The organism is Micromonospora sp. WMMD1219 (assembly GCF_049315215.1).
Lineage (GTDB): Bacteria > Actinomycetota > Actinomycetes > Mycobacteriales > Micromonosporaceae > Micromonospora > Micromonospora tulbaghiae.
This window is the reverse complement of the sequence record NZ_CP186057.1, coordinates 1054548-1067538: the sequence shown is the minus strand read 5'-3', so window position 1 is coordinate 1067538 and position 12991 is coordinate 1054548. Positions and strand designations below refer to the sequence as shown.

Genomic DNA, 12991 nt, shown 5'->3' with positions numbered 1-12991 from the left:
GCTCGGTCGATCAGACCGCGACGCCGTCGAGGCCTGCGGCGCTGTCCGAAAGGTGGATTGGCTCCATGTGGGTCTTCCGGACGATGCGGACCGCGTCGGTCGTGCCGTGCTTCCGGCAGCCATTGCGGTCCGCCACCGCCTGAACCGGATTCGGGCCAGGTAGCCAAGCGAGGTGATCCGCGTAAAGCGTCTCTACGAGAAACCACCGGGGCGGCGGCGGCTTCGCCGCCGCGTGCGGCTTTCGGGCAGCGGCTGGCCATCGGGCCGCTTTCGACGCGGATGAGGCCCGAAGGGCGGGGCGGTCCATGGCCGATGGTCCACGGGCATAAGGCGGTGCGGGCTCCGGAACATGGGCCGGGCTGGTTGCCGGTCCATTGGTGGCCCGCTTGGCCTGGCCGATCGCCAGCATCGCCGCCGAGCACACCACCATCAGGCCGTCGACGCGGGGCACTACCTCTGCGAAGAGGGTGAAGGAGTGGGCGAGGTTCGCGGCGGTAGAGGCGATCACTCCGAGACGCGCCGATCGGCGCGATGGCCAGGAGGTGCTGGAGCTGGAAACCGCGCTGCGCGGCGGCGAGTGGCTGCGTCCCGGCGACGTCGCCCTGTTGCTCAACGCCTCCAACAGCACCGTCATCCGGATGCTCACCGCCAACCCGCCCGAGATCCGGTTCCGCCGCAAGTCCGGCGCAGCTCGGCACCGGGACTGTGCCACCCCGACACTATTCGCCGAGAGCTGAGCGCTCGCCGTCAGGTGCACGGCGGCGGGTAGCGGGGCAGGCGGAGCGCCCCCACCCGTGCGCGGGTGGGGGCGCCCCTATCTATCGGCGTGGGGCATCTATCGGGTCTCGATGCCCTGGCCGGTTTGTTGGCACCGTTCGACGCCCCTGAGGCACTTCCTGAGTTCGTCGACCTGGTGCGGGCGGCGTTCCTCTACGGTGGCCGGCCGCACGGTACGGGCCGGGATCTGCTCGGGTCGGCGGTTCGCGCCTCCACCGCCGAGAAGCATCAGCATGACGCCGACGATCACCGCGACGAGGGCGGCTTGCGTGATCGTGGCGCGGCGAGCGCGGCCGATCACGTGTCACCTGTTCGCTGTTGGGGGATGTCGCCAGGGTCTTTTGCGCGTTCCTGGCGGACAGCGGCGAGGGTCCGGGCGGCGGAGGCGCCGCTTTCGCAGTGCCCGGCGGCGCAGGCCTCGCATTCCTGGTGCGCCGCTACGAGGAGCGCCGCGACTACGGCGTCTCCGCCTAGGTCGTCGTAGATGGAGGTCACGCGCGGGCTCCTGACGTCGACGGGGAGGGCTGGTGCCGGGCGGGTGCGCGTTTTGGTGGACCGGCCCCCGCCCGGCCGGATCACCTCATGCCCAACGCCAGCCAGGTAGAAGGTAACCCGCTGTCCAAGCTAGGTCACTCTATGACCATTGGTCAAACAGTGGTTGAGGGTTATGGACATGCGTGATGAAATCTGGATCGCCAGCCAGGGAGATCATCATGCCCATACCCATGTCCTCGCGTCAGATCGCCGACGACCTGACTGCCCGCATCCGAGGCCGCGAGTATCAGCCAGGCGAGAAACTGCCGTCGCTGCGGGAGCTCGCCGACCTGTACTCGGTGAGCGTATCCACCATTCAGCGTGCCTTGGAGCTGACACGCGACCGTGGCCTCACCGTCGGCCGCCCCGGCGCCGGCGTCTATGTGGCCGAACAGCAACAAGACGCGAACTCCTTCCGAAACTGACGAAATTGCATCCCCGCCCCTGGGGAATTGGAGGCGGGGATGCTCTACTGGGGGGTGCCTAGTTGCCTGTAAGGGTGCTGGGTGAGCGGAGTGGACAGCGGTCGGATGGCGATTCTGCGCTGTCCACTTCGCATTGTGGTGTAGATCTGCGTCGAAGTGATGGAGGAGTGCTGTAGCGCCTCCTGGATGGTCCGCAGCGACGCCCCGGAGCCCATCAGCGGAAGTGCGCGGTCTGATGCTGGGACAGCCCCGGCCGGTGATGTCTTGCCCGGAGGGGCCGCCCGGACGAGCCGGCCGGTCCTTGACGTGCTGGCAGCGACGGGGTGGTGTAGACGACTCGGGGTCGGCGCCGTTGTGTGAAAAACATGAGCGGGCCTGCTCAACGAACGGCACCTCTCTGTTGCCAACGCCTTGACGCAGAGAGGCGCCAATCGTCTTACAGTCCGTAAGCGGCGTCGGTTACCAGGTCAGCGGATCGAGCCGGAGGTAGAAATCAAGCCTCTCGGGGTCGAGCGTGATGCCATACCGGGAGGCGAAGTCGTCATCCGCACGGCGGGCGGCGTCCTCGTCAGGCCAGGTCTCCCGGGCGTTCGCGAGTAGGAGAGCGATGTCGGCATAAGGGTCCGCGCGCCCGAGTCGTCCGAGATCGATGAGCCCGGTGACGAGCGAGGTATCGGTATTGATGAGGATGTTGGGGAGGCAGAAGTCTCCGTGGCAGACCACCGCGTCGGAGGCCTCTTGCTCCTGGCGTGTCGGGAGATCGCGTTCCAGGCCTTCAAGGATCACGACCGGCGGGGTGCCGATGAGGTGCTGGGGTAGGAACTCGGGTTGGACACGGTTCTCGGCGACGGTCGCGCGGGCCAGCGCCATCATCTCGTGCAGTGTCCTGTCGTACAGGCACGAGCTGGCGGGGACGCTGTGCAGCCGGACCAGGGTGTCGATGATCGACGGCCAAGCCTGCGCGAGCTGGGCCGCGTTTAGCCGGTCAGCGGGGACCCCCGCTACGGCGCTGGTGATGAGACAGACGCCGTGCTCGGTGGCACGCCAGTCGAGCAACCCGGGTCCGGGGATTCCGGTGCCCGCCAGCCACTCGATCCGATCGCGCTCACCCTCGAGCCTGGTCGCATCGGCAACCGACACCACTTTGGCGAACCGATCCTCGAACATGTGACGCAGCACGATCGCGCCTGACTCCCCGTCCGCCACGGCCGTCCACGCCGCACCATCAGAGAGCAACCCAGCCAGTGGCACCGAGCGAATCATCATGCCGTTAGCATCTCGTGCCCGCCGGTCCTTCACGTGGACCGCGCCGCCTCGGCCCAAGGTCGACGGAGCGGTGCGTCCTGGTGAGGACGCGAAGGCCGGAGTGCATGGCGTTCCAGCGGAGGCGATCACCTCGTTCACGCTCGTCGCCTGTCCCCTCAGCGATGCGATCGGTCGACGCCGCATCTAGCGCACGGGCGCCCCGTACAGCACGTTCGCCCCGAGTGGGACTACATCACCGAAATTGACCAGCTTCTGTCCAAACTCGCTGAACAGGATCGTGGAGCCTGAGTGCGGTTGCCGGAGCCTTGTAGGCGGTGCGTTCCCATGCTGGTACGGAACTAACTGCAAAGGCAGCAATGGTGCTCAGAGTCGCGGTGTATAAGTGGCGGAAATTTAAGGGCCGTGGGGTCGCTCGTGCACCACTGCATGCGGTACTCGCACGGGTCGCTGTAGTCAACAGCTCGGGAGGAGCTATAATGCCGATTTGGCACGCCCGAAGGGGGGTCACGTGAATACGGTTGCCTTCATTGTGCAACTCGGTGGCGCTGCTCCCTTTGCGTATGCTGTTGTGGTCGTTGGGATTAAGGGCGAGTGCCCGCGGAACGCCCGCCTGTGGGGAAAGGCCGAACGGCTCTCGCGGAAGAAATTTGCCGCGTATTTCGGCTCGCTCGGTCTAGCCCTCAGTCACGCAGTATTTCTGCTTATCAACTTCCGTAGCGATGATCTCCTCATGCTCGCCACAGGGGCCTTGGCTGTTGTGGTGATTGTGCTGTTGTTCAACTGGTTGCTGAGGCTACGTCGTTAGGCGTGCCGCTCGTTGAACGTCGCTGGCGGCTGGATCACCCCGATGTGTGCCCTGACCGCCAGCGGCCAAGTGGATCCGGCGCTGCGGCGTTCCATGCGAAACGTAGGCGGGGCGTGGGATCCCGCAGCGCAGGCGCTGTTTCGCCGGGCGTCCACCGACGAGGCACTTCCGGCGCCTTCATCGAGTTCTCGGCACATGAAGAGGGCAATCTCTCCTTCCGATGCTGTTCCTCGGTAAAGAGAGGCGTCCAGACCGCAGAAATCGAATCCGATCCGACGGTAGGCGCGGATAGCGGGCGCATTGATATTCGTGACCTCGAGCCAGATGACTCTCGCGTCCCTCAAAAGCCCTTGTTGCGTGGCGGTATTCATAAGGTGTCGAACGACGCCTCGGCCGCGGAGTTTCCGGTCGACTACTACGTTCTCGACAATCAGGCGCCGATGCCATTCCTCGTAGCTCAGCTCGATTACGCCACGGATGACGCCATGTTGGTCAACAGCAACGAACCGATCGGTGTCACCGACGTCCTTGTCCACATCTTCGTCTGGGAAGTGCTTCACGATTGGAGCCGACAGCATTCTTTCGCGGATGCCGAACCCGATGTGCGTGCGGACGACTTCGAATACCGCGTTGGTGGTGAAGGAGCTGTCTAGCTGCTCGATGAGAACCTCGTCCGCTGAGCGAAATCGTCGGACGGTGATCTCGCCAAGGAAGGAGCGGGTGCGCTTCATCCCGTCACTCATATTTCCGCCTTCCCTAAATGCATCGACCGCCACTCATCCCGATTGTAGCTTCGCTCCCCCGGGAGAGAGGTGTGCCGTGCTCGAGATTGGACCGCCAGGGAAGGGAATCTGCCGGCTCCGCCTGATTCCCAATGCTGTTTGTCGGCGAAGGCGGTGAAGGGTTTGGCCTTGGTCGTAGGGACGGTCGTCGCGCAGCATCGCCCCGAGCGCTTTGACGCGGCGCCGTGCGAGGGCGAGGACGGCGTGACCGTGGCGTTTGCCTGAGCTCGTTTGCGCTCGTGGAACGACTTGGAGGCAGGGCTGCACTGGATGCTGGTCAGCGCTGATGTGTAGAAGACGCGTTGGAGCTGGCGGTTGTGTCGCTTTGGGCGGCGAAGTTGCCGACGCGTCGGCCGGCGTAGCCGGCGAGGTGGTCAGCGGACGCGAATCCGTCAAGGTTGCCGCCGGTGGCGACGAGAAACTACGCGCCGAGGAGATCACCAATGCCAACCATGCTGGTGATCACCGGGGCGTGGTGGTGGCGGTGAGATCCGTCAGCGATGTGCTTGTCCAGCTCGGTGAGCTGCCGGTCGAGGTCGATCACGTTGTCGGCAAGTCGGCCGACGATTCCCCCGCCATTTCCTCACCCGGAACGTGCGTGTGCTCCGGCGGCTTGCCTCGCTGCTGTGGCCAGCTTGTCCGCGTGGCGGACCGTGCGTTCGCGGAGTAACCGCTGCACCTCATCTCGCCCGGCTGCGATCAGAGCGGCCGTTGTCTGCAGCTGGCTGATGAGCACAAGCGGCCCGCGGTTGGTGAAGTCGAGTGCGACGCTCCAGGGCGGGGATGAAGCCGCGCAGCCGCACCCGTAGCCGGTCGATGGTGCGGGTGTGATCGGCCGCGAGGCCGGCGCGGTGTGCGGTGAGCATGCGAAGTTCAGCGAGCAGGGTGTCCTCGAGGAGCGGCTCGCGCAGGTCAACGCGCATGCGGGCCTGGTTAGCGATGACTGCCACGTCCTCGGTGTCGGTCTTGCCCACGCCGCGGTAAGGATCGGCAATTCAGTTCACCGCGCTCGGCAGGTAGAGGACCCGCCAGCCGCACTCGAGCAGAAGCGCGATGGCAAGAGCGGCTGGACCGTCGGCCAGGTCAATGGCCCAGGTCACCTTCTTCGCTCGGGCGAGGACGGTAGCGTCACGGCAGCCAGCGCGGGTTCATCGTTGGGCAGCCGCTGCGACAGCAGGCGGCGCCCTTCGCTGTCGATGACCACCAGGCGGTGGCCCTTGCCGGGTCGACCCGGCCCATGCGTGCTCGACCGTCTGCATCCAGCCCTCTCCCTGTGGACGGGGGCTGACCTTGCCTCAGCGCATGCAGGCGGTCTCGTGTAGGCGATCAAAGATGATGTGGTCGACTGACGAGGCCAGGTAGCGGTCGCATGGGTAAGCCAGACCATCTCCTCGATCTCGCTGTTGGGCTACAAAACGCGTTGGTAGTCAGCGGTGTAGTAGGTCATGCGGATCATCGTCCGCCGCCGGGCCGGGCGGGCAACTCGGCCAGGAGGCGTTGGTGCTCCGCGTGGCTGCCGATGGCGGCCCGGTGATCGGGGTGGCGGACGTAGTGATGGATCGCGGCGGCGAGAAACCGGGAATCGACGTTGTCTGTGCGCAGTGCGTGGCGCCGCCAGGGAATGCCGCGCTGTCGTACCAGCCGGGGTTCAGCGTAGGCCAGCCGCAGCGCTGCGGCCTGTTCGGCAGGCATGGCCGTCTGGGCCACGGGTAGCGCCTCCCATGGCACAGTGAGCGAGCCGAGAATCCAGCTCTGCTGTACGCCGTGAGGGCGCAGCTGCACCCCCCGGCCACGCCAAGCCTCAGCAAGCAGCAGGGCGACCAACAGTAGCCAGGAGATATCGAGGATCAGCTCGGGCGGCCACAGATTGTCCTGCCTGATGGAGCGAATCAGTGCGCCGACTTCAGCTGAGATTGGCAGAAGGAGACATACGCCCAGCCCCGCCCTCCACGCGGGCACGGGGGTGCCGAAAGCTGGTATTTGTGGCTGCACCACGAAGCAAGCCGGACGATTCTGGAAGCTGAGCAGCCCCAGGACCAGGAGCGCCAGGGCAAGGACGACCAGCGGAAGGAACAGGAGCTGCGCCATGGAGGGCGCGAACGCGATGGCCGCCGCATTCCCGACCGCCGGGACCACGCCCAGCATCAAGACGCTGAGCTGACGGCGCACCGCTGCAGCGAGGACTCTGCCCATCATGTCCGTGATCTTACGGGCATCGATCAGCCAACCCGTTGGCTGACCCAACGGACACTGCACAACGAAACCGATGAGCATGTCAAGCATCGGCTTGCCTGATGGGGCTTCGCCGCAGCGTACGGCAGCAACGAGGCGGTCGGCGCGCTGCCCGACCAGTCCGACATCGCGGCGTCTATGGAGTGCTGGCTCGCCAGCGAGCCAGCACGAGCGCGGACACCGATGGAACCGCAAGCAATAGAACACTGTGACCGCTATTTCCGGCTCTCGGCAGTCAGAACAGTGTTTCTCGGCGCCGACGGCCCTCAGACGAAGGCCTATCCCCCGACGGCCGGAACAACTCCGGCGTGAGCCACAAGATGGCGATGGCAGTCACGAGCCCAACCAGCGATCCGACGGCCGACTGGACCACACCGGCGAGGATCCCCGCGCCCACCGCGGCACTCAGCCCCAACGCCACCAGCCGGCCTCGGGATGTATTGACACGACCATGAAATATGCGAAACAAATTTGTGATCGACATAGCCTCTTCTTACTCCGCAGGGCGATGACCTTGGCGCTACCGCGCGAGGAGGGGTGCGTCGGCAGCGACGACTACCCCGCCCGAGGCTGGGTATCCTCGGTGTCGGCTGGGGAGGCGTCGCAGGGCATGGGTTCGTGAACTGGCCCGTCGGCCTGTCGTTCGCCCGCGCCGGACTCGGCGGAAACAAGCCCGGCGAGGCCCGGGCCGCCCCCGCCCACTAGGTCGCCATGGGGCCTGCGGTTCGAGGAGGATCCGGTACATGGCGCCGGTGGAGGCGTTCGGTGTGCGTCGGCGAGATCCGGCGACCAATTTTGGCAGCGGCACCACTAGGTGGCCGGCTGGCGAGCATCATCGCCGCCGACGATATCCGGGGCTCAGGAGCGCTACGGCAGACCGGCCGCGACCCTCCGGTGCCTTGAACACCACGCCGCCGTGCGAGAAGTACGTCCAGGAACAGGGACGGCGGGGTGCCGCGGATGGGTGCGGCGGGCCCCACAGGCTACAGGTGAACCCCACTGCCAAGAGGATGGCGAACAGCGGTATCGAGTCATCAGACTGGTGGCAGCGCGCATTCTGCTTAACATCCTGATTTACCCATGATGTTCGTACGTGTAGTGGCCGTCCCTATCGACTGCGGGCCGACCCGTTCCAGGATCAGTGCGTAGCGTATACGTGACAGCGCGTGCGCTGGACCTGTGCTCCTGCGAGGTGGAGGCGGTCCAATCCTTTGGCAAGGAGACGGTGCAGACGATAGGCAACTCCCGCTGAATGCGCCTCTGCCCATCCAGCGGACCGCCGCAAAACTGCACGATCATGACGCCCTCCATATCGTTAGCTTGCCCTATCCCGAGGAAGTGGGCGGCGCATTGACATAATCGGGAAGGCGGGCTGCAGACGCGCTCCGTCGTCAAAGCCTCGGTTTGGTGCAGTTGGGAGTATTACGGCAAGGCTCTTCAGTTCCACTGACTGGTCGGCGTCGAGCCGGCTTCGCCCGGCCGAGCCCTCAGCCGGGCCCACCCACATCGCATCACCTTGACAGTATCGTCCGAATCGCAGGTCGTCCTCCCCTGCCGGCGACACCATCACCAGCGCGTCCGCACTCGCCGCCTGAGCGCGCCACACCTGATCGTGAGCCAGCTCGGACCGCAGGTTGTACGGATCGTTAGCCCAGGACAGCCGAGCCGACTGCCTTCGCGGACTCGGCAACGTCCACGACGCTGAACGCAAGCGCCGACCTGGGTTGACGTGCTGGTTGCCGATGCTCAAGCTCTTGCGGATCGGGCTGTTGCTGAACTGCTAGACGCAGATATCGACTGGTCGAAGGCAGCCGACGTCTCGAATCGGTGACCGCAACGCATAGCCGGGTGGCAGCGTCGCTGTACCGCTCGGGTCAGCAGATATCAGCCGCATGGTCGAAGACGTGCCCGGAGTCGAGTCTGTCGACGGTTTGTATCGGGCGGAGCCGGCACACCTCGGGAGATGTTTGCCCCGGCTAGCCAGCAGTAGAAGTTTGGGCCTGGGTAAAGCCAAAGGTGAAGGGCCAGGCTGGCCACCGCACGCGACGAACCTGCATAGACGTGAGACGACCGCAGTTCCAGGTCGCCGCCCGATACACCATCATCCACATCCGACGGCCACTGTTGATCTCCGCGCGCGTCACCGGGCCATACGGCCATCCGATGCTCTGGCCCGCCCTGCGGCGCAGCAGCGCATCCGGCCTCCTGGAACCGGCGCTCACGCTGATCGCGCATCTAGATCTCACCCGCGATCGGCGCGCATTCGCAGATCAGTTGGCCGACGCGTGCCCTACATCAGCCGACGGAGGACAGTGCAGCCGGTGATCTATTGCCGATTGCCCTGCACTGGATCAGGCAGCCCGCAAGCGGGCCGCGCCGGCCCCGGCCAGGCTCCGGAGCAGAGGCTCGGAAGACCTCGGGGCTCCCTCCCGAACCCTGGCCTTCTTCAGAGATCCCTTCAGCCAGCAGGTCGCTCCACCTACTTTGCCCTTCCGGCCAGGTACCACAACCCGGCGTGCTGCGGGTCACGAAGCCACCGGACCCGAGATGCCTCATCGGGGCGAGGCTTCCAATCGCGGTAGGGCAAGAAGGCCAGACGCCAGGCGATGACCGCGAATATGTAAAGGCCTGGCCCAACCAACCACAGAAGTGCATCTCGCCGGCGGTAGGAAGCACGCGGTGCAAACCAAGCCGTAGCGGCTGCCGGCACTGCTATGAAGCCGATATCGGCCAGCGGGCCGTCTCCCATCCTGGCCTTGATCAGCTCGCGGATCATGAGAGCCGGCACCGCCACCCCGAGGACAAGCAGAGCCGCGATCACCATGCGCGGCACGCGGCCCAGTGGCGAGCTGGAGCCGGGTGGATCAACGGCCATGACCACGGAGGATACGGGCCAGTAGTGATCACGATGCTGAGGGATGCCAGTGGTCTCTATCGCCTGAACGTCGGCCAGGCACTGCTGGCGTTGACCAAGTTCACTGGCGTGGCGCCCCGTTTTTCCACCCGGTGAGGTGCCGGCGGCAGAGGGCTTCGTGTCATCACGCTCGCTTACAGCCGTCTAGGCCATAGCCAGGCGGGCTCTGCGGCTGGCTTGGGCTCCTCAGGGGGGCGGCGGGCGGCCTGCCGGCTGTCAACCAGCGCGATGTCAAACAGAACGACTGCGGCAATCACCGCCGAGACGAGCGGCGGAGCGAATAGCAGCGGCGGTCCGGCGGCGAGCAGTACGGCAATGCCCACCCAGCGTCGATGGGAGATTCGCGCGAAAACGGCACGTTCCAGCGCGGCCCGGCCTAGCAGGAAACACGCGGGGCCGCCGAGAATCATGGCGAGCCATGCTGGATAACTGTGCCCGGTAGGGCGCGTCTGGACGATGCCATGACCGATTGAAGTGCCCATAATTCCAGCGATCATCACAAAGTGGGTAGATCCAGCGAATCGGCCCAGGTTGGCCGGATCCCGGGCAGCGGATACCGCGTCGCCTAGCACGAGTCCCGCTCGGTGAAAATAGATCCGCCACAGCAGCACCGCCGTCAGGAACGCCACGAGCAGGCCGAAGATCTCGGTGAGGGTTATCCGACCGCGGCCGCTGGCAAATGTTGCCCCTACTGACAGTATGGTTTCCCCGAGGGCGATGAGGACGAGCTGCTGGTACCGCTCAGCGAGGTAGTGCGGCCGCAGGGCCCACGCCCAGGCCCGCTCCCGTCCCAGCCCGGGCAGCGGCCAACCCAGCCGTGCCGACCCCAGCTCGATGACCACCGCCACACTCCATAGCGTCATCTGCTCCACGCCGGTCGTGAACGCGCCAATGAGCCAGAACACTGCCGCCAGGGAGAACCAGGCCAAATTCCGGAAGTACAGATCACGGAGGGGATGGGCGCCTAGTGCCCGGACGAGGACCAGGACGCGGCCGGTCTGGGCCACCACGTAGGCCAGCGCGAAGACAAGTCCAGCGCCGTCGAAGGCGTCGGGCAAAGCCGTGCCCATCACGAGCATGGCGAATGCTCCCAGTAAGACTGACTGTTGGGTTCCTCCTCTATACGGTTCAAACCTAGTGGTTAAGTATGCCGTGGTCGTCCACGCCCAAATCAGCGGCGTGAACAACAGCAAGGCCTTCCAAACCGCTATCCACTCGAAGGAAGAATCAACACTGCCGGCGCCATTGAGCGCGAAGGCAACCAAACGGTTGAGCGCGAACACCATGATCAGATCGAAGAACAACTCAAGATAGGTGGCCTGTTGACTGCTCTCCCTCGTACGCAGAAGCCCTCCTGCGCGCCCTCGCGTCCACCAACCGTGATCCCTCCGCATTGCCCCATCGCAGCTCATTTCCCCTGAAACCCGCACGCAAATCGATGGTCATCCCCATGCCCACCGACGCCTCCCAGATCCGGCCGCAGTGGCGCTCGTCCAGGCGACGTGAGAAGTCTGCGCCGATCCGGCAAACGGCCCCCGCACTTGCCGCCGTGCCTTGAGGTGAGCAGGAGCAAAGACCCCAAACCTTGATCAAATGAAACAGTCCTGAACTGGGGCCTTAGGGCAGAGCGCGTCGGAATCCGCCCCCACCGACCAGCTGAAACAAGGACGGCATGAACCGCTGTAGGCGACCGACCCGCGCGGGCCCGTGCAGGTCCGTACGGGCCGACTGCGGATCACGCACCCCGGGCCGGCTCCAGGCGGAGAACTCGTTCGCCATGAGGGCCTGTCACAGAGCCGCCGCACCCAAAGGGTGTTACTCGTCAAGCCCAGGAGCTCCCACGGCGGCGCCGACAGGCTTCTGGGGAGCCGGAGGCCAGCTGCTGTGGATACCGACGCGCCCGCGGGGTAGGCGGCGCCATGTCGTCGACTCGATCCAGGAGGCAGGCGTGGATTGGCCGGCTGCGTTCATGGCTCTGCGTCGCCGCTCAGGGTAGCTATCGCCACCTGCAGACGTATCTCCTGGTAGCGGTGCAGACAGGGCTGGCGGCGGCCCTGGCGTGGCTGGTGGCTCGGGAGACGCTGGGCAACCCCCAGCCAACCTTCGCGCCGCTGGCCGCTGTCGGTGTGATCGGCTCGGCTGTCGGTAACCGCGCGCGCCGCGCCCTCGAACTGATCGCCGGAGTGGTGATCGGCATCGCGGTCGGCGATCTGCTGGTGGCCGTACTGGGAACGGGGCCGTGGCAAACCGGTGTGATCGTTTTCCTGGCAGTCGCCATCGTGGCCGCAGCGCGGAGCAGCGGCGCGCTCATGGTGCAGACCGGAGGTACGGCCGTGCTGGTCGCAACCCTCACACCGACCTCACCCGATCTGGAACTGCCGCGAACGGCTAACGCGTTGGTCGGCGGGGCGGTCGGTCTGCTGGTCGTCCTCGTGTTGGCACCACTGAATCCGGTGCGTGCCGTACGCCGGGTCGCCGACTACTCGCTGGACCGCTTCGCCCGCGAGATGAGCGCCTCGGCCGCCGCTCTGACCCGCCGCGACGCCGACGGCGCGGAACGGATCCTTGATCGCATGCGTGACGCCGATGCAGAGCTGAGCCAGATCACGGAAGTGGTGACCGCCGCCGACGAGGTGGCCCGGTTGTCCCCGCTACGGTGGCGCCGCCGACGGTTACTGGCAGCCTACCGGCAGGGCGTGGAGCACCTCGATCGCGCCTTCCGCAACAGCCGTGCCCTGGTACGCCGACTAAGCGCCGCACTGCGAGATGACGAACCGGTGCCCCACGAACTCCCCGTCGCGATAGAACAACTCGGTGAGGCGATCCGCATACTGCACCAGGAATTCCTCGCCGCCCACGAGCCACTGGCCGCCAGGGAGCGCGTACTGCAGGCAGTCCGCCACGCAGGCGCGGCCTGCCGCCAGGACATGGGTTTCTCCGGCACCATCGTCGTGTCCCAAACACGTCTGGTCGCCAACGACATCCTGCGCGCCACCGGCCTGCCCCGAGACACAGCCCGACGGATGGTGCGACACGCGGCCGCAGGCAACTGACGCTAACCCGCGACACCACCCGTGGCGGAAGCGCTACCGCAGGTCTCGCCGCTCCCGAAATATCTGCCCCCGCCAGCACTCACCCGACCACAACGCCACGATCAGCATCTCCATCCGCCACAGCGCGGTCCGCGACCAGCTTTTGGAGCAGCGCGTGATGGACAGCCCCCAGGTACAGGCCAGCACAAACACGATGTCCCGGA

The 12991-nt window shown here is 65.7% G+C and carries 12 protein-coding genes; 5 read left to right on the top strand and 7 right to left on the bottom strand.

Translation table 11 applies throughout. The features are described 5' to 3' along the window. Positions 1–10: 10 nt before the first annotated feature. Positions 11–508: a hypothetical protein gene (locus ACN27C_RS05060; protein ID WP_358171244.1), complete on the bottom strand. Its 498-nt coding sequence runs from the start codon at positions 506–508 to the stop codon at positions 11–13. A gap of 34 nt (positions 509–542) precedes the next feature. Here ACN27C_RS05060 and ACN27C_RS05055 point away from each other — a divergent pair, with 34 nt between their 5' ends. Further along, positions 543–737 carry a hypothetical protein gene (locus ACN27C_RS05055; RefSeq protein WP_358171246.1) on the top strand — a complete coding sequence of 65 codons (195 nt, stop codon included), beginning with the start codon at positions 543–545 and terminating at the stop codon, positions 735–737. A 98-nt stretch (positions 738–835) separates the two neighbouring features. On the opposite strand, the gene ACN27C_RS05050 is transcribed toward ACN27C_RS05055, so the two are convergent. Further along, positions 836–1078, bottom strand: a complete 243-nt coding sequence (locus tag ACN27C_RS05050) for a hypothetical protein (protein ID WP_422750580.1) — start codon at positions 1076–1078, stop codon at positions 836–838. Between the two features lie 412 nt (positions 1079–1490). On the opposite strand from ACN27C_RS05050, the gene ACN27C_RS05045 reads away from it, so the two are divergent. Beyond that, entirely contained in the window at positions 1491–1736 is a 246-nt protein-coding gene (locus tag ACN27C_RS05045; RefSeq protein ID WP_120571895.1) for a GntR family transcriptional regulator, read from the top strand. Between the two features lie 459 nt (positions 1737–2195). On the opposite strand, the gene ACN27C_RS05040 is transcribed toward ACN27C_RS05045, so the two are convergent. Then, positions 2196–3002 (bottom strand): APH(3'') family aminoglycoside O-phosphotransferase, encoded by an 807-nt coding sequence (locus ACN27C_RS05040; RefSeq protein WP_422751575.1) that lies wholly within the window; start codon positions 3000–3002, stop codon positions 2196–2198. 508 nt (positions 3003–3510) lie between these two features. On the opposite strand from ACN27C_RS05040, the gene ACN27C_RS05035 reads away from it, so the two are divergent. Continuing rightward, a complete protein-coding gene (locus ACN27C_RS05035; protein ID WP_422750579.1) occupies positions 3511–3807 on the top strand; it encodes a hypothetical protein in 297 nt (98 codons plus the stop codon). Here the strand turns inward: ACN27C_RS05035 and ACN27C_RS05030 are convergent. Beyond that, positions 3804–4583: a GNAT family N-acetyltransferase gene (locus tag ACN27C_RS05030; protein ID WP_358171247.1), complete on the bottom strand. Its 780-nt coding sequence runs from the start codon at positions 4581–4583 to the stop codon at positions 3804–3806. The two genes, ACN27C_RS05035 and ACN27C_RS05030, sit on opposite strands and share 4 nt — an antisense overlap. A gap of 331 nt (positions 4584–4914) precedes the next feature. Between ACN27C_RS05030 and ACN27C_RS05025 the strand changes: the two genes are divergently transcribed. Continuing rightward, entirely contained in the window at positions 4915–5259 is a 345-nt protein-coding gene (locus tag ACN27C_RS05025) for a hypothetical protein (RefSeq protein WP_205775938.1), read from the top strand. Positions 5260–5269: 10 nt separating this feature from the next. Here the strand turns inward: ACN27C_RS05025 and ACN27C_RS05020 are convergent, their stop codons facing one another. The 3 genes from ACN27C_RS05020 to ACN27C_RS05010 form a co-directional block, all read right to left on the bottom strand. Further along, positions 5270–5563 (bottom strand): IS110 family transposase, encoded by a 294-nt coding sequence (locus ACN27C_RS05020; protein ID WP_205775937.1) that lies wholly within the window; start codon positions 5561–5563, stop codon positions 5270–5272. A 478-nt stretch (positions 5564–6041) separates the two neighbouring features. Continuing rightward, positions 6042–6872, bottom strand: a complete 831-nt coding sequence (locus tag ACN27C_RS05015) for a hypothetical protein (RefSeq protein ID WP_422750578.1) — start codon at positions 6870–6872, stop codon at positions 6042–6044. A gap of 2997 nt (positions 6873–9869) precedes the next feature. Beyond that, positions 9870–11129 (bottom strand): low temperature requirement protein A, encoded by a 1260-nt coding sequence (locus ACN27C_RS05010; RefSeq protein WP_422750577.1) that lies wholly within the window; start codon positions 11127–11129, stop codon positions 9870–9872. A gap of 636 nt (positions 11130–11765) precedes the next feature. On the opposite strand from ACN27C_RS05010, the gene ACN27C_RS05005 reads away from it, so the two are divergent. Beyond that, complete coding sequence (locus tag ACN27C_RS05005) at positions 11766–12788, top strand: FUSC family protein (RefSeq protein ID WP_422750576.1); 1023 nt, start codon at positions 11766–11768, stop codon at positions 12786–12788. Positions 12789–12991 lie beyond the last annotated feature (203 nt).

What these genes read in the sequence shown, in the direction of transcription:
- ACN27C_RS05045 (WP_120571895.1), top strand. Translation starts at nt 1,491, where the DNA reads ATGCCCATACCCATGTCCTCGCGTCAGATCGCCGACGACCTGACTGCC.
- ACN27C_RS05040 (WP_422751575.1), bottom strand. Translation starts at nt 3,002, where the DNA reads ATGATGATTCGCTCGGTGCCACTGGCTGGGTTGCTCTCTGATGGTGCG.
- ACN27C_RS05015 (WP_422750578.1), bottom strand. Translation starts at nt 6,872, where the DNA reads ATGCTTGACATGCTCATCGGTTTCGTTGTGCAGTGTCCGTTGGGTCAG.
- ACN27C_RS05010 (WP_422750577.1), bottom strand. Translation starts at nt 11,129, where the DNA reads ATGCGGAGGGATCACGGTTGGTGGACGCGAGGGCGCGCAGGAGGGCTT.